This window comes from Streptomyces sp. CLCI03 (genome assembly GCF_053615355.1).
In genome coordinates this window covers 3,822,754-3,838,674 of the sequence record NZ_CM132132.1, presented here as the reverse complement: position 1 = coordinate 3,838,674, position 15,921 = coordinate 3,822,754, and the positions used below count along the sequence as shown (strand labels likewise).

General features: G+C 68.0%; 12 protein-coding genes. 7 read left to right on the top strand and 5 right to left on the bottom strand.

What is annotated here, in order from left to right:
• Positions 1 to 11: 11 nt before the first annotated feature.
• The 4 genes from codA to ACWG52_RS17585 all read left to right on the top strand — a co-directional run bounded on the left by codA (position 12) and on the right by ACWG52_RS17585 (position 2,887).
• Complete coding sequence (gene codA / locus ACWG52_RS17600; protein ID WP_389803752.1) at positions 12 to 1,313, top strand: cytosine deaminase; 1,302 nt, start codon at positions 12 to 14, stop codon at positions 1,311 to 1,313.
• Between the two features lie 6 nt (positions 1,314 to 1,319).
• Positions 1,320 to 1,916 (top strand): HD domain-containing protein, encoded by a 597-nt coding sequence (locus ACWG52_RS17595; protein WP_389803749.1) that lies wholly within the window; start codon positions 1,320 to 1,322, stop codon positions 1,914 to 1,916.
• Between the two features lie 53 nt (positions 1,917 to 1,969).
• Positions 1,970 to 2,485, top strand: a complete 516-nt coding sequence (locus ACWG52_RS17590; protein ID WP_390139501.1) for a DUF5956 family protein — start codon at positions 1,970 to 1,972, stop codon at positions 2,483 to 2,485.
• A 123-nt stretch (positions 2,486 to 2,608) separates the two neighbouring features.
• Positions 2,609 to 2,887: a hypothetical protein gene (locus ACWG52_RS17585; protein WP_033219387.1), complete on the top strand. Its 279-nt coding sequence runs from the start codon at positions 2,609 to 2,611 to the stop codon at positions 2,885 to 2,887.
• A gap of 513 nt (positions 2,888 to 3,400) precedes the next feature.
• Here ACWG52_RS17585 and ACWG52_RS17580 read toward each other — a convergent pair.
• The 5 genes from ACWG52_RS17580 to ACWG52_RS17560 form a co-directional block, all read right to left on the bottom strand.
• Positions 3,401 to 4,198 (bottom strand): phosphoadenosine phosphosulfate reductase, encoded by a 798-nt coding sequence (locus ACWG52_RS17580; RefSeq protein ID WP_453128985.1) that lies wholly within the window; start codon positions 4,196 to 4,198, stop codon positions 3,401 to 3,403.
• 217 nt (positions 4,199 to 4,415) lie between these two features.
• Complete coding sequence (locus ACWG52_RS17575; protein ID WP_453128984.1) at positions 4,416 to 5,105, bottom strand: hypothetical protein; 690 nt, start codon at positions 5,103 to 5,105, stop codon at positions 4,416 to 4,418.
• Between the two features lie 112 nt (positions 5,106 to 5,217).
• Positions 5,218 to 6,129 (bottom strand): phospholipase D family protein, encoded by a 912-nt coding sequence (locus ACWG52_RS17570; RefSeq protein ID WP_453128983.1) that lies wholly within the window; start codon positions 6,127 to 6,129, stop codon positions 5,218 to 5,220.
• The gene (locus tag ACWG52_RS17565) at positions 6,126 to 7,994 is read right to left on the bottom strand and encodes an ATP-binding protein (RefSeq protein WP_453128982.1); all 1,869 of its coding nucleotides are present in this window, start codon (positions 7,992 to 7,994) and stop codon (positions 6,126 to 6,128) included. The genes ACWG52_RS17570 and ACWG52_RS17565 overlap by 4 nt, the downstream gene beginning before the upstream one ends.
• The gene (locus ACWG52_RS17560; RefSeq protein WP_453128981.1) at positions 7,991 to 9,604 is read right to left on the bottom strand and encodes a DEAD/DEAH box helicase; all 1,614 of its coding nucleotides are present in this window, start codon (positions 9,602 to 9,604) and stop codon (positions 7,991 to 7,993) included. The genes ACWG52_RS17565 and ACWG52_RS17560 overlap by 4 nt, the downstream gene beginning before the upstream one ends.
• A 435-nt stretch (positions 9,605 to 10,039) precedes the next feature.
• On the opposite strand from ACWG52_RS17560, the gene ACWG52_RS17555 reads away from it, so the two are divergent.
• Genes ACWG52_RS17555 through ACWG52_RS17545 form a run of 3 tightly spaced genes read left to right on the top strand, consistent with a single transcriptional unit; the run spans position 10,040 to position 15,919 of the window.
• The gene (locus ACWG52_RS17555; protein ID WP_453128980.1) at positions 10,040 to 11,209 is read left to right on the top strand and encodes a cysteine desulfurase family protein; all 1,170 of its coding nucleotides are present in this window, start codon (positions 10,040 to 10,042) and stop codon (positions 11,207 to 11,209) included.
• A gap of 52 nt (positions 11,210 to 11,261) precedes the next feature.
• Positions 11,262 to 12,365: a DUF4007 family protein gene (locus tag ACWG52_RS17550; protein ID WP_319192185.1), complete on the top strand. Its 1,104-nt coding sequence runs from the start codon at positions 11,262 to 11,264 to the stop codon at positions 12,363 to 12,365.
• The gene (locus tag ACWG52_RS17545; protein WP_453128979.1) at positions 12,362 to 15,919 is read left to right on the top strand and encodes an ATP-binding protein; all 3,558 of its coding nucleotides are present in this window, start codon (positions 12,362 to 12,364) and stop codon (positions 15,917 to 15,919) included. Before ACWG52_RS17550 ends, ACWG52_RS17545 begins: the two co-directional genes overlap by 4 nt.
• Positions 15,920 to 15,921: the final 2 nt, after the last annotated feature.

Here is a 15,921-nt window from a genome sequence, read left to right as displayed (position 1 = left end):
AGGCTGGCGTCATGCGGATGATCGTCCGGGGCGCCCGGCTGCTGCACACCCACGGCCTGTCCGACGTCGAGGTCGCGGAGGACGGCCGCATCGCGCGGGTGATCCCGTACGACGACCAGAAGGAACCACCGGCCACCGGCATCCTCGTCGAGGCCCACGGCGGCCTGCTCACGCCTCCCTTCGTCGAGCCGCACATCCACCTCGACACGGCGCTGACCGTCGGCGAACCCCGCCCCAACGCCTCCGGCACCCTCTGGGAGGGCATCGCCTGTTGGAGCGAGCGCAAGCGGACCCTGACCCGCGAGGACGTCATCGCGCGCGCCACCGAAGTGCTGCGCTGGCAGGCCGCCCACGGGGTGCTGCACGTGCGGACCCACTGCGACATCACCGACCCGGACCTCACCGCACTCGAGGCGCTGCTGGAGGTACGCGACCGGGTCCGGGACTTCATGACCCTGCAGATCGTGGCCTTCCCGCAGGAAGGCATCGTCTCCTTCCCGGGCGGCGAGGGGCTGCTGCGCGAGGCCGTGGCCCGCGGGGCGGACGTCGTCGGCGCGATCCCGCACTTCGAGGACACCCGCGAGGACGGCCTGGCCTCCCTGCACACGGCCTTCGCGCTCGCCGAGGAGCACGGCCTGCGGGTGGACGCGCACTGCGACGAGATCGACGACGAGCAGTCCCGTTTCGTGGAACTGCTGGCCACCCTCGCCCTGCGCTCGGGGCTGCGCGGACGCGCCACGGCCTCGCACACCACCGCCATGGGCTCCTACAACGGCGCGTACAGCTTCAAACTCCAGCGCCTGCTCGCCCGCTCCGGCATCAACCTGGTCTCCAACCCCTTCGCCAACCTCGGCCTCCAGGGCCGCTTCGACGCCTATCCCAAGCGGCGCGGCCTCACCCAGGTCAAGGAGATGCTGGCCGCCGGGGTCAACGTCGCCTTCGGCCACGACGACGTGATGGACCCCTGGAACGCGCTGGGCACCGCCGACCCGCTGCAGACCGCCCTCGTCGGGCTGTACGCCGCCCAGCTCACGGGCGCCGACGAGATCCCGCTGGCCTTCTCGATGGTGACGGAGCGTGCGGCGCGGGTGCTCGGCCTCGCGGAGACGGAGTACGGCGTCACCGCCGGCAACCCCGCCTCGTTCGTGCTGCTCCCTGCCCCGTCGCCCGAGGAGGCGATCCGCCGCCAGGTCCGCCCCCGGTACGTGGTCTCGCGCGGCACCGTCCTCGCCGAGACGCCGCCCGCCCCGACCCGGCTGAACTGGCCGGGGGAGCCCCCGTCCGAGATCGACTTCAGTCGACGCCTACGCTGACGCCCCATGAAGACGTGGACACTTGACACCGCATCCGCCCGCGCCGCGCACGAGATCGCCGCGGAGTACGCGGACACGGACCTCCTGAACCACTCGGTCCGCTCCTTCGCCTTCGGAGCCCGGTACGCGCGCCGGCACGGGCTGGCGTACGACGAGGAACTCCTCTACGTCAGCGCGCTGGTGCACGATCTGGGCCTGACCCCGCCCTTCGACAGCCACACCCTGCCCTTCGAGGAGGCGGGCGGCCATGTCGCACGGGTCCTGACGGCGGGCCTGGGCTGGCCCGCGGCCCGTCGGGCGCGCGCCGAGGAGATCATCGTGCTGCACATGCGGGACGACGTGAGCGCCGCCGAGGACGTGGAGAGCCACCTGCTGCAGGTCGGTACCAGCGCGGACGTCTCGGGCCTGCGCGTCGCCGAGTTCGATCCCGCCTTCACCGCAGACCTCCTGGCCGCCTACCCGCGGGGCGACTTCGGCGCCGCGTTCCTCGCGCTCGTCGAGGACCAGGCCGCCCGCAAGCCGACGTGCGCGGCGGCCGCGTACGTGGCCGGCGGCGCGGCCACCCGGATCGCGGCCAATCCGCTGGACCGGCCGCGGGCGTAGCACCGTACGCGCGGGTCACGCATATCGGTCACCAGGTCGGATAGCGTGCCCGCATGTCGTGGGACGAGGACGGAACACCGCACCCGCTCGCACTGCGCCGTACCGGCCGCAGCGAACTGGAGCCGGACCGGCTGCCCGAGATGCGGGAGCTGGAGGTGCTCGGCTGGGAGCCGGCGCCCGAGGACCTGCGCTGGGTGTTCCTCCCGTACGTCTGGCCTCCGGCGGACCGCACCTGGATCCCCGACCGCTCCACCCACTGGGCGGTGGACACCGCCCTGGACGGCCACGGCCACATCACCGGCGTGGAGTGCGCCCCGCTGCCCGAGCCCGACCTCCGGGACCTCGACCGCGAGGCCGACGAGGCCCTCGCCGAGCTCGGGCTCCCGCCCCGGCCGCGCGGGCGCCTGTGGCTGCTGCGTCCGGTCGGCCCTTTCACCACCCTCGGCGCGGTCCTCGACCACCTCGACGACCTCGCCGAGGCACGTGCCGTGCCGGCCCGTCCCTCCGCGGCCTTCCTCGCCCTGGCCAGGGCCGAACTCGCCGCACTCGCCGCTCCCGAGGAGCGATGAGCCGGGTCAGCCCTTCAGGCGTGTCGTAGGACCGGGCGCACACCTGTCAGAAAGGTTCGAGCCGCCCGTTCGCGCTCCCGTGGCTACCCTGGTCGTGAGGGGGTACTGCCGGGAGGCGATCTCATGGGTCGGCGCCATCACTTCCACATCGACCACCACGGGCACTCGGTCAGCGCCACGGTCCAGACCGGGCACACCGCCGTCGTGGAGGTACTGGTCGACGGCAAGGAGACCGGACACGCCACGACGCACGACGACCACCCCGTGACCGTGCACGTCGAACTGCCGACGGATCCACCGACGCAGGTGTCCGTCCGCGCGACACCGGGTCCGGGCGTACCACGCTGCATCTTCGAGGCCCCGGCCATCGAACCGCACATCATGTCCCCCCGCCCCTACTGACGGCGGCGGCTACCGGTCCCCGGGTCCCTCAGAACACGGAAAGAGCCGGTGCAGGTTTCCCTGCACCGGCTCTCACCTGGTGTTTCAGCTGTCGGGGTGGCGGGATTTGAACCCACGACCTCTTCGTCCCGAATGAGGTCCACCCAAGACCCCCGCCTGCGCAAACGGCGTTTCCCCTGGTCAGAGCCTTGGCCTCGGACGGTCTGGGGGAGTCTCAAAGGGGCTCGGGGAGCAGATCGGCTCCCAGTCGGCTCCCAGCCACCGACGCCATCCCGCCGGTGATCACTTGCGATCCATTCGGACCGCGAGGGGCGTCGGCGACTTCTTCCTCCGTTCGGGCGAAGCGAGCGTCATCTTCCTCCCAGGCCGATCTCAGGGTCCCTACCGTCGGCCGCAGCGGTTCGCACGGCGAGAGGACCTGAACGTGGCAGACCCCGCCGCTGACATGCGCCCACCTGCTCTAGCGCGCTGACTGCCCGGCCGGGCGAAGCAGCGGGATGGCGAGTGTTCGGGTCAGGTCATGCACCAGCCGGAATCACAGCCACCGTCCTCCGTCTCTTCGGGCTGGGTTTCGCGCTGGGCGGGGATGGCTTCTGCGAGAGGCCTGCCGAAGCGGGTGAGGTAGACCGGGTCGCGGCCGAGGGCGGCGCGTCGGCCGTTCACGGTCTTCTCGAGCGCTACCGCCTGTGCGAATAGTGCCGGATCTGACTGCCGCTGCTGGCGCCAGGCGTCGACCGTGCGGAAGGGGCAGAAGAAGCAGGAGCTCTTCGGAGGTACGGGGAGGCCGGCGTCCCTGATGATCTGCTCGCAGTCGTCGCGCCGTAGCCGCAGGTCGAGCAACGGGTACTCGATGTGCTCGTGGGGTTCGCTTCGGCGGCGGTTGGCCCGGTGAATTTCGTCGACAGAGATGCCTATCCCAACGGTTGCTGGAGCGTCGGCGGTGGCTCCGTGCTGCCGGAGCCACCGCCCGACAACCTTGATCTTGAAGTCCGCGGTGCAGGACCGACGCCCGGGTGCTCCGTTCGCCATCCGAACGGGGATGGGGATCGAGCGGATACCCGGCCGGTTCAGCCGCTCCATGAGGGTCTCGGTCGTGCCGTCCCGCCGCGTCCGCCGAAGCTGGTGTAGCTCGAGACCCGCGTTGGCTGCGTAGGGCGCGGCGATGTCGCGGATGTAGGCGAGGGTCGCCGGGTGTTCACTGTCGTCGCCGACGTTGGCGAACAAGAAGGTTGCGTAGCTGATTTCGTGCCTAGCCGCGAGGACGAGGAGCGCCGTTGACTGGACTCCGCCGCCGTAGGAGATCACCCTCATGGGCTGACCTCCCATCCACATGATGTGGATAGCGCGTCGCTCGTGCAGGTTGGTGCCGTGATGGCACAGGTGTCGCATGGCATGAATCCCCCTATGAGATTGGACCCCATGGGAGATTCTATGGATAGAATCTCTCTCATCAACTGTTTCTCTCACCTGGGGGTGTGTGAGTGCAACCGCACGGGAACCTGCACAGGGTCTACGGGGCAGGGAGCGCCTATCGCTTTGGCCGGATTACCGCGGTGTGTCCCTCGGTCAGCATTTCGGTGACGAACGCGACCGCTTCCTCCTGCTCGGAGCTGGTGAAGCTCTGCGGTTCTGGTAGCGGCTTCCTGGGCGGCCGGGACTCGGTCATTACTCTGCGGCCCCGTGGCTTCTGGGGGACGCGCACGCCAGCCTGCAGCCGCTCGACCTCCTCCGCCACGAGGCTGCGCCCGCGCTCGGTCGCGTCCGCGGTGATGGTGTCGAGCAGCCAGAGCGGGGAACGCGACAGCACTAGGTCGGCGATGGCGATCCGCTTGCGGTGGCGCCACCGGGAAACCGTCTGCTGGTCGGTCCCGAGGATGAGGGCAACTTCCTGGATCCCCACGATGACGGGCAGAGGTTCTCGGCTCTCGGCGCGGTATCCGTCGGGAATCTTCGCTTCGTACTCGCGCAAGCGATCTTCGGTGACGCGCCGGCCAGTGAGCGCGAGGACTGTGGCCAGCAGCCAGTATGGGTTGCCCGAGGCGACGAGATCCGGCTCGGGCAGCGTGCGATCGACGCGCCACTTTGCTGAGGTCTGGCGTTCGACGCCGAAGAGGTCGGCGATTTCGGCATGCCCCAGCAGATACGGGAGCCGTGCTGCTGCCATGTCCCGTGCCTTCTCCGCCGTACGCACCACGATCGAGCCCGTTGTGGGCACCATCAAAATACCGTGCTGCTCCGGTCCGTGCTGGACGTTGCCATCGAGGCCGGGGTGGGTCGCTGAGGGCGGGCAGCGCAGCATCGGCCACGCCGCCCGGCCCCCGGCGGCGCCGCTACGCGAGTTCCTTACCTTGCCGGATCTCCCACGGGCCAGTGGGCACGAAGTGGACGTCGTCGAAGTAGTGAAGCCAGGCGGCGATCGTCTCCACCGTGCGCTGGGCCTGCTCAGCCGAAAGATCTCCTGCGGCCAGCAGCTCCGCCTGTGCGTCGGCAAGGCTCACACGACCGGCTGCCGTCAATGCACGCAGTTCGGGCATGGCGTGAAGACGGGCCAGGACCTCGGAGCCGAAGGTTTGCTCGTCGAGGCCGGGGCCGATGTCCAGGTGGGCAAGGTCCCGAAGCACACCGGCGAGCACGTCGCTCCCGATGTGGTGGTGTCGCCCGTTGTAGACCCGGTAGAGCCGGTCAGGGTTGCGCGTCTCCGGCAGCCAGCGTGCCGGTTGCTCGTCCTGACCGGGTACGACGACGCGGGGGCTGTCTTCGTCATCGCGCATGAGGGACGCCTGCTCGCGCATCTGCTGGGCCAGTTCCACCGTCCCCGGGACCGTGCTGGCCTGAAGAGCCGCCAGTACCCGCTGGATCTCCGGGTGGGTCACGCCGGCTTCGATGAGGAGTTCGATGTTCGCCGCGGGCACGCGGCCGGTGGCCTTGCCCGTGAGGTTGGCAGACCCGACGAGACAGCGTTCATCGGCTACGTACAGCTTCGCGTGCAGGCTGTGGCACAGCCGGATGGTGGCACGTCCGTCCCGTTGTGCCAGCTCGGCGATCTCCGGATCGGAGACCCCTGCGGCCACCTCGGGCACAGACCACCGGGTGACGCAGGTGATCTCCTCGACGTCCGCGGGCACAGCGTCGAGCACCGCCTGGAAAACCTCCTTCTTAATGAAGGGCGCCACCAGGACGACGCGGTTGGTTGCGGCAGCGAGGAGCTGCTCGATCTGGCGCCAGACGTGGTCGACCGTCACTCGTCGTCCTCGTCGTCGGCGTCGCTGGCACCAAGGAACTCGCTGGCGAGGCGGCCCCAGTCCTGGCGCATCCGCTTCGCACGCTCGCGCGGCTTCTCGGGCTGCTCGTCTTCGAACCTCGCCCAGGAGATCAGGAGGAGCTTGAAGGCGTTGGCTGCGGAGGTGAGACGTCCGGCGAGTTCCTCACGGCTCGCCCCGTCGATGTCCCCGTCAAGGACGGCGATCAGATCGCTGTAGACCGGGTGGTCTATGTTGAGGGCGACCTGGAGCATGCCGGGGATGTACTCGACGTTGAAGAAGGCGGGCGAATCTGGGTTGCGGCTGGTCAGAAGCCGCACGTGCTTGCCCTGCGACATCGTCTCTTCGATGATGCGCTGGGCGTCGGCCGGGCTGTAGCGGTGTGTCTCGACCAGGCTCTCGTACTGCAGCTGCTTGCTGACCTCTTCGGTGGTCTCTTCGGCGAGCTGATCGGTCAGGCTCGGCCGGGTCTCGGTGCGCCGACGCTGCACCGCCACCTCGGCCTGAACCTCGGCCGTCTCGTGCCGCTTGCGGCTGGACCGCGTCCCCTCGGTCTGGTGGGCGAGCTCGGTGCGCAGTCGACCGAGGAGCTTCTCGCGGATGTGGTAGACGATCTCGATGAGCGGAAGACGAGTATCTCCCTCGTCGCGCAGCTCCTCTCGGTACTCCTCCCAGGACAGCCCTGCGGCCTCCTCGCGCCAGTTGAAGTGAGCGAGGCTGGAGAAGATCGTCGCGGACTGTTTGTTGTTGGTGACGCCGAAGATCTCGTCGAGGGCCGGAGGGAAGTCGATCTCCACGCCCCACCACCGCTCAACCGGGTCGTAGGAGTTGACCCATCCGGTGTCGAGATCGAGTTCGCGGTCCGCCCGGATGAGGGAGATTCCGAGGTTCCTCGCGGCATGCTTGCCCCAGGGCGTTTCACCGGGCTTGAGGCTCGGCGGAACGTTCGCAGGCCAGGGCTCTCCCTCGATGTCGGTGCGGCGTGCCGCGTCAACTGCGATGGAGGAACGCACTAGGACGGGGTGCTCATGCCCATCTGCCGCACGGACCATGAACCTCTCAACGCCGATCTCGCCGGTGTTGCTCGCGCCGTAAGCGCGGAACATTGGCTTCTTGTCGAACGGCGTGGGCGTGGAGCTGGGCGTCATCAGGTACAGCGGATCGTTCGGGCGGGTGTCGCCGGCCCCGGGCAGCTCCGCCCATCCGCGCACGGGGACGAGCTTGATCCGCTTGCCCTTCGCGAGCAGGCGCCGGTAGATCCGGCCGATCAGGTTCTCGGTGTTCGTGATGGTGGTCTGGGCACCCCGCCACTGGACGCGCTCGAGCTCTGTCCACTGCACCAGAGTGCCGGAACGGCCGAGTCCCTCGGACAAGGCTTGCCACTCATCCGGCACGGCGTCGAGCTTGGGTTCCGGTACCTCCTGGAGGCCCTGGGCGATCTCGGTGAGGTCGAGATAGGTGTGTAGAGCGTTCTCGGGCCCGTTGGTCCAGGACCAGACGTCCACGCGGTTGCACTGCGAGATGCTCGAGTTGGGCAGGCCGACTCCGAAGCGGCCGATACCCTTGCGCTGCTGCCGGCTGCCGGCGCCGAAGCGAAGGGATTGCCGGAGGGTCTCGGGGTACATGCCGGTGCCGTTATCGAGGACGGCGATCTTCTCGACGCGGTACCGTGCGCGCTTCCCGGTGTGTTCATTGCCCTCGACGACGAACAGCTCGACGAGATCGGCCTCGGCTTCGAGGCCGTTGTCGATGAGCTCGGCGATGGCGTGGGCGGTGGACTTGTAACCGCTGTCCTGAAGCGCCTTAACCGTCAGGTCGGGGGTGACAATCGAGTATTTCGATGTCATCGGGCCTTCCACACGTCCTCCCAGTTGGTGAATGCTTCCGCTACGTCTCCGAAGCCCGGGACAGCGGGATCGATCACGGTGACGATGTCGCAGGTTGGGGTACCGCCGGCTTTCGGGCCGCGGATGACCCGTCCGACCATCTGGCTGTAGAGGACGAGGGACCCGGTCGGGCGGGCGATCACGGCTGCGCTCGCGGCTGGCGCGTCGAAGCCGGTGGTCAAGACTCCGTAGTTGGAGAGGACCATCGGTCTGGTGCTCGGTCCCTTGAACCGGGCGATGGCCCGATCGCGGTGGCGTGGCGAGGATTCGGCCGTGACCTGGTCCGCGTCGAGGCCGAGCACAGACAAAGTTGCCACCAGCAGGCGGCTGTGCTCGACGGAGGCCGCGAAGAGAAGGATTCGCCGGTGGTGTTGGCTGAGGTCGAGCACAGTGCGGAGAACCTGCAGATTCCACTGCACGTTGCCAGCGAGCCGGGCCATGAGCGTGTCTGGGATGTCGAACGAGGCGGCGAGGGCCTGCTTGTCCCTGCTACTGAGCGTGGTGCCGGACTCGGCGGCCACGGTGCGGAAATGGGGGCGGGCGAGGTAGCCCTGCTCGATGAGCGCCGTGACGGGGTTGTCGTAGCCGTCGATCTCCAGCATCACCTTCTGGCGCGCGAAGAAGTCCGACAGCCTTTCGTCCTCGGCGATGTCGGCCCAGGTCCGGCCAGGGGTCGCTGTGAGGCCGAGAAGGCTCGAGTCGCTGCGCAGGGTGAGTGCGTCGACAGTTCGGCGGTAGGTCGGGGCGATGGCTTGGTGGGCTTCGTCGAAGGTGGTGAGCGTAGTGCGCACGCCGAGGCGGTCTAGGAAGGTCGGGTCCGTGCCCGCGGCGGCGGTGGCCTTGTCGAGGCCGAGGATCACGATGCCGTCCTCGATGCCGTTGAGGTCGATCGGTGCGTCCCCCCACATCCGCACCACGGAGACCTCGCGGTTACCGAGGGCGGCCCAGGCGTTCTCGAACTCCACGGCCGCCTGTTCCAGGAGCTCACGTCCTCGGGCCAGCCATACGGCAACGGTCGGTTCGTGACGGCGCAGGTGATCACAGATGATGTTCATGCCGGTGCGGGTCTTGCCGACACCGGTGGGCAGGTGCAGCACGACCCGCCGCTCCCCGGAGTACAGCAATCGTTGCACCCGGCGGGCCGCGAGCCGCTGGTGCGGGAAGAGCCCGTACTGCGGCGTGCTGGAGCCCCTGAACGTCGGCGGCGGCTCGGGCGCCCGCTCGACGACCAGTCCGAGAAAGCCCAAGAGTGTGCGGCGCTGCTCCAGAGACCAGGGCAGGGTCGCAAAGAAGTCGTCATCGCCAGCGGTCCGGCCGAGGCGGCCAGCGAGCTCGGTCCGCTTGTCCTCCGGAAGCAGCTGCAGGAAGTCGGCGCGCCCAGCCGGGTCGCCGATGATCCGTTCTGGGGAGACGGCTGATGCCGCGACCTTGCGGAGCGCGGCTTCGACGTCCTGCCCCTGGTACAGGAGGCCCAGGAGGTCACAGGCCTGCTCGCCCAGGAGAGAGCGTATGTAGGGGAGGGGTGCGCCACCAAGGACCGACTCGAACGAAATGCCGGGGGATCCAATCATGCCGCGGCCAGGTCTGTTCGCATTCCGCTGTCCCCGTACACCGCGGTGTCTCTCCTTTGCCCGATCCGGTCACGTCGCCGGGGTGCGGTGTGACCTTCCCCGCTACCCGGCCGATGATCAAACCCTAGCCCTGGGCACTGACACGCCGCGGTCGGTCCCGGGAATCCGGCTGCCGACAGCGGCGCAGGCATCGGGCACAGCCGAACTTCGCTGGCAGGTAAAGGGTTTCACCTTGCTGAACGCCAGAGTCGACCTGTGGGAACATTTGTTCGCTTGGGTGGTGGTGCGCGGCTTTGGAGGCGCGGAAATCGAGGGCTTCACCCCACCCGTCCCTCGCTCCGGCTAGGATCGTGGGGTACTGCTGGTGGAGTGGCTCGCGCCGCACGAGAAGCTCCACCAGTTGATCGGCCAGAGCAAAACGAAACGGGGTAGAGCGTGACATTCGAGTCACCTGCTGCGGGTCCGGCCTACCTCGACTACAACGCGACGGCACCCGCCCGCCCCGAAGCGCTGGAAGCCGCCCTCGCCGCGATGCGCACTGTCGGTAACGCATCGAGTACTCACCGGTCGGGACGCGAGGCCGCCGATCGCGTTGATCTGGCGCGCCGTCAGGTAGCTGGCCTCCTGAACTGCTCACCCGGAGAAATCATCTTCACCTCCGGTGCCACGGAGGCGAATAATCTCGCTCTGCGGGCGGCGTTCGCGGTCGGGGGGCGACTGGTGACGAGCGCGGTGGAACATCCGGCGGTGCTTGAGACGGCGAAGGCGCTGACCTCCGAAGCGCCCGGCTCGCTCCTGGTGCTGCCCGTCGCCGCCGACGGCCTGGTGGACCTGTCCGCCCTCTACGCGGCACTCGCTGCGGGGGAAGTCGCCGTCGTGTCACTCATGGCGGCCAACAATGAAACGGGCGTGCTGACGCACCTTGCGCCGATTGTGCAGGCCGCCCACGAGGCTGGAGTCCTCGTCCACTCCGACGCGACGCAGCTGGTCGGCCGTCTGCCGATCGACCTCGCCGAAACGGATATCGACCTGCTGTCACTGTCCGCGCACAAGTTCGGCGGCCCGCAGGGGGTCGGGGCCCTGTTCGTTCGCCGGGGCGTCCACCTGCCCTACCGCCCGCTGATCTTCGGTGGCGGCCAGGAGCGCGGTTGGCGGGCCGGCACACTGAATGTGGCAGGCATTGCCGGTGCTGGGGCGGCCTCCGAAGCCGCTCGACTTTCCCTGGCCGACGAAGCGCCTCGGATCGCGCGAATGCGTGACGCCCTGGAGGCCGGACTCGTTGAACAGATCGGCGATTGCCAGATCAACGGTGCGATGGACCGACGGCTGCCCGGTGTGACCAGCATCACATTCCGCGGCGCTCCGGCGGATGCGGTACTTGCCTCGATGCCGGATGTGGCGGCTTCGGAAGGGAGTGCGTGCTCCTCCGGGGCGCCTAGCCCGAGCCACGTGCTCTTGGCCATGGGGCGCAGCCGGGAAGAGGCGGACAGCACTATCCGGTTCTCCCTCGGGTACGCAACGACCTCGCATGACATCGAGCGAGCCGTGTCCTCGACAGTCCGAGCTGTCCGGCGCGTACGGGCAACCCTGACCGCCGCAATGTAACCAGCCTGCCCAAAGATCATTCAAGCCCGAACGGACACGGAGAACGCCTCGCATGTCAGATAGCCGGCTCGCAGAAGCCGCCCATCCCTCCTTCGCACGGCACGAGACCTTCGCGCCGCGCTTCGGGTGGCTTCATAAGGCATACATGCAGGTAAAGGAGAACCCGGAGGTCTTCCTCGGGGACGATGCCCCGCTCCTCCTCGGCGTCGGCAAGAACATGGCCAACGCCATGCGGTACTGGTCTCGTGCCTTCAAGCTGACGCGGGAGGTCAGGAACAGCGACGAAGCGAACTCTCGCGCTAACTTGTCGTACCCCACGTGGGAGGCGCGCTGGCTCCTTGACGAGGACGGTGCCGACCCGTACCTCGAGGAGCAGGGCAGCCTGTGGCTGCTGCACTGGTGGCTCCTCTGCTCCCGGCCGGGCGCCAGGAGCTGGGCGCCCTCCTGGTACGTCGCCTTCCAGCTCGCCCCGTTCGCCCGCTTCTCAGCACCTGATCTCACAGAGCTGATTGTGCGTCACGTGAACCTCTCCTACGAAGAGGCGCCGGTCAAGGGATCGATCACGAAGGACGTCGACTGCATCACAAAGATGTACGTCCCCGCGAAGCGGGCCAAGGGTGGTGCACCCGGCGCGCTCGAAGACTTGCTGGCCTGCCCCTTCCGAGAGCTGGGTCTGATCGAGACCGTGGAGCACTCGGTTTCCGGCCGGCAGGAGTGGGAGTTCACCACGGGCACGCGCATCACCCTCCCGGACCGGATCGTCGCCTACGCATGCCTGGACTACGCCGCCACGATGACGCGCAACGCCGGGTCGATCTCTCTCGCCCGGCTCGCCAACGAACACGGCGCTCCCGGACGAGCCTTCCGCATCCGCGAGCCCGACATCGCGGCGGCGATCGAGCGCGTCGCAGCCACCACACCCGACTTGCAGCTCATCGAAGCCGTTGGGCAGCGCAGCCTCGTCTTCAACTCCGATCCCTTCGAGCTCGCCTGGGAAGTCCTGGACGCCCAGTACGACCATGTCCGAAAGCGGCCGGGGTTCCCGACCCGGCAGGACTGGGCGCGCACCTACCCCAAGCTCGCCGTCGCCGAGGCCCGAGAGCTCCGCAGCACCGTTGAGCAGCAACTCCCCCTGATCGAGGAGATCTCCCAGTGACCACCGAGACCCCATCGCGGCCCAAGGCCGCCCGCAAGACTTCCGGTGGCACCGAGTTCCCTGCTGGCATCGAGCTCGTCGGCTCCCGGATGCGTTCCACCAACGTGGAGCGAGACGTGCTGGATGAACTGCACTCGCCCTACGTGGGCGCCCGAGCCCTCGACGTACTCGATCGCCTGGCCAACTCCCTCGATGATCTGCGCCGCCCCCGCTCTTGGTCGCTCACCGGCGCCTATGGCTCGGGCAAGTCCACGCTCGTCAACCTCATCGATGCGCTCCTTGGGCACGATGAGGGACGCCGGACCGAGGCACAGGAGGTCCTGGCCAGCACCAGTACGGGGCTGGCCCACCGGCTAGAGGCAGCCCGCGCACAGCTGTCCCCGGCAGGCTTCCTCGGCGCCGTGATGACCGCCCGTCGCGAACCGCTCATCATCACCCTGGCCCGGTCCCTGCAGCTCGCGGCCGAGCGCCGATGGCCGACCCGCATGCCAAAGGCGATCTCCACGGCTTTGACACGGTGCTCCGACCCCGCCGCCGAGCCCGAAGACGTCATTGCAGCGGTCACCGCCCTGTGCGCGCAGCAACCGCTACTGCTGGTGATCGACGAATTCGGCAAGACCCTCGAACACCTCGCCGGGCACAGTCAGTTCGCCACCTCCAAGGCAGACCTGTTCCTGCTGCAGGAGCTCGCAGAGAAAAGCGCCGGCCCCAAGGGCCTACCGCTGTTCATGATGACGCTTCAGCACTCGTCCTTCCTCGACTACGCGGCGCAGTCGAGCGAGCTGCAGACCCGCGAGTGGGCGAAGATCCAGGGTCGATTCGAGAACATCACCTTCGCTCCTCACCTCGGCGATGCCGTGCAGCTGATGCGCCGGCGCCTCGACCAGTCCAGGGTCTCCGCGGCCAGTAGGGAGCTGATCTACGCCTACGCCGAGGCTGCCCAGGAGACATGGCGCGACCACGGCCTCAACGATGTCGTCGTCCTCAAGGCACAGGACTTCGCAGACCTTTATCCGCTCCACCCCCTGACTGCAGTCGCGGCGCCGTTCCTCGCCGCGCAGATCGGCCAGAACGACCGCAGCCTGTCCGGGTTCCTTAACAACGACGAGCCCAATACCGTCCGCCGCTCGCTGGCAACGTTCTCCAGCGGCAAGCCGAGCCGCGCCAGCACGGTCAAACTCCCGCAGCTGTACGACTTCTTCCTCGACTCCGGTCGAACGTCGCTTCTGGCTTCAAGCAACGCGAGTAAGTGGATCGAAATCGAGTCGCGGGTGACCCAGGCCAACGGCCTGTCTACCGAAGACCAGAGCCTGCTACGCACCGTCGGCATGCTTAACCTGATCGACGAGGACGGTGCCCTGCGGGCGACCGCCGCGATGGTCTACTACGCGCTCCACGAGCCTGGCGAGGCTGCTGACGCGAAGGCATTCGCCACTCTTGAGGACCGGCTCAAGAGCCTGGTGGCCCGTGGTTTCTTGGTGCATCGGCACTTCAACGGCGAGTACCGGGCATGGCGCGGAACCGACATCGACATCGACGGACGTCTGAAGGAGGCACGAAGCCACCTCGACGACACTGCCGTCGCTGAGCGCCTCGGCGACTACCTGCCTTTGGCGGTGGCCGCCGGCCGGCACAGCCAGGTCACGGGCATGCTCCGTGCCCTGTTCGTCCAGGTCACCACTGCGCAGACGAAGCTCTTCAAGGGGCCTGACGAACTCGCCGACCATGCTGACGGGCTCTTGGTCTTCCACCTCGGCGGCATCGAGAACCGGCCAGTCATCGAGTCTTCCCTGCCGGTTGTCCTCGGCGTCACCGAGGAGCCCGATCTCGTCCTTCGAGCTGCGCACAACCTCGTCGCGCTGGAGGAGCTGCAGCGCGACAAGACCCTCGACCCCGTCGCACGGCGTGAGATCAGCGAGCGGACGTCCGCTGCGAAGCGTGAGCTGCTGGAGCTCCTTAGTGCCGCGTTCTTCCCTCCCACCCAGCGGGCGACATGGCGGCTGTGGCGCTCCGGCATCGCGGCCGACGCTGAAATCGGGGAGGTGATCGGGAGCCGCAGCCTGAGCGGTCTTGCGTCCATCGCCTGCGACCGGGTCTTCCCGGCGACTCCGCATATCCGCAACGAAATGCTCGGCCGGCACGAACTGACCAGCCAGGGTGCTAAGGCGCGCCGCGAGCTGCTGACAGCGATGCTGCAGAAGTCCGGCGACCAGTACCTCGGCATCGTCAAGTATCCCGCTGAACGCGCCATGTACAGCGGCGCATTGGCATACATGGGGCTGCACCGAGAGAACGCCGAGGCTGCCGACGAGTCCTCGGCCTCCTTCCTCCCCTACGGCTTCTCCCGGCCCGGCCCGGCCCACCCGCACACCCAAGAGGTCTGGAGTGCGCTCGAGGAGGCGCTGACCGAGGCCCATGCGCGCACCAGCCTCGAACAGATCTTCCGAGCCCTCATGGTGCCCCCGTACGGCGTCAAGGCCGGTGTCGTACCGCTGCTCGTGGTGACCGCACTCATCGTCCGCAGCCAGGACGTCGCCCTGTTCGAGGACGGCTCCTACCTGCCTCGGCTGACGCCTGACGTGGTCGAGCGCATGGTGAAGGCTCCCAGCCGCTTCTCCGTGAAGGCCACTCCGGTCGGTGACGGTCTGCGCCATGCTGTGGTTAAGAACCTGTCCGTAGCCCTCAAGGTGGAGCCGCCCCGGTCCCACGCGCTGCGCAACCCGGCCCTGCTGGCAGTGACCCGCGCTCTGATGGAGCGGGTCATGGTCCTCACCCCCTACGCCCGGCGCACCAAGCGAATCGGCAAGGACGCCATTGCCGTCCGCTCCGCCCTGCTCACAGCGCAGGACCCGGACGACCTGCTCTTCCACGCCCTTCCCAAGGCCCTCGGCCTGGATCCGATTACGCCCGAGCAGCGCAAGAGCACAGCCGGCAACAAGGGCTACGTCGATCGGCTCACCTTCGCGGCCGATGAGATCTCTGGCGCCGACCGCACGCTACGCGCCGAGGTTGTCGAGACGATCAGCCGCGAATTCCGCCTGCCGTCCTCACTGCCCGAGCTGCGCCAGGCCCTGGCCGCTCGGTTGAAGGGGTTTGCCGGAGTCTCCCTCAGTCTGGAGCTGCGCGGCTTCGTCGCCATAGCGCTCAACGAGTACCTGTCAGACGAGGACTGGCTGGACCCGATGATCGTTCGTCTGTCCCACGCCGCCCTCGGGGACTGGTCGGACAACGACGTCGCTGTTTTCGCCCGCCGGGTGCACGAGATGGCCAGCGCGCTCGACAGAGTCAGCCATCTGTACAAGAACGACGCGCCGAGGGGTGATGCCGAGGAGGAACTCGAAGCCCGCCTGCTCACCCTGACTGACAAGGACGGCGCCGAGCAGCGGACTCTGATCTACCTGCCCAAGCAGGCCCAGCGAGAAGCCGAGAACCTCGCTGTCAGTGTCCTGATGCAAGCTGAGAAGACGCTCGGCCCCGACGGCGCCCGAATCCTGCTCGCCGCCCTGGCCCAGCGCGTCACCGAGCCCACCACCACAGCCGAAAGGACGGAGTGATC

Excerpts from the sequence above, each read along its gene's own strand:
- codA (WP_389803752.1), top strand. The coding sequence starts at position 12 with ATGCGGATGATCGTCCGGGGCGCCCGGCTGCTGCACACCCACGGCCTG.
- ACWG52_RS17595 (WP_389803749.1), top strand. The coding sequence starts at position 1,320 with ATGAAGACGTGGACACTTGACACCGCATCCGCCCGCGCCGCGCACGAG.
- ACWG52_RS17590 (WP_390139501.1), top strand. The coding sequence starts at position 1,970 with ATGTCGTGGGACGAGGACGGAACACCGCACCCGCTCGCACTGCGCCGT.
- ACWG52_RS17585 (WP_033219387.1), top strand. The coding sequence starts at position 2,609 with ATGGGTCGGCGCCATCACTTCCACATCGACCACCACGGGCACTCGGTC.
- ACWG52_RS17580 (WP_453128985.1), bottom strand. The coding sequence starts at position 4,198 with ATGAGGGTGATCTCCTACGGCGGCGGAGTCCAGTCAACGGCGCTCCTC.
- ACWG52_RS17575 (WP_453128984.1), bottom strand. The coding sequence starts at position 5,105 with ATGGTGCCCACAACGGGCTCGATCGTGGTGCGTACGGCGGAGAAGGCA.
- ACWG52_RS17565 (WP_453128982.1), bottom strand. The coding sequence starts at position 7,994 with ATGACATCGAAATACTCGATTGTCACCCCCGACCTGACGGTTAAGGCG.
- ACWG52_RS17560 (WP_453128981.1), bottom strand. The coding sequence starts at position 9,604 with ATGATTGGATCCCCCGGCATTTCGTTCGAGTCGGTCCTTGGTGGCGCA.
- ACWG52_RS17550 (WP_319192185.1), top strand. The coding sequence starts at position 11,262 with ATGTCAGATAGCCGGCTCGCAGAAGCCGCCCATCCCTCCTTCGCACGG.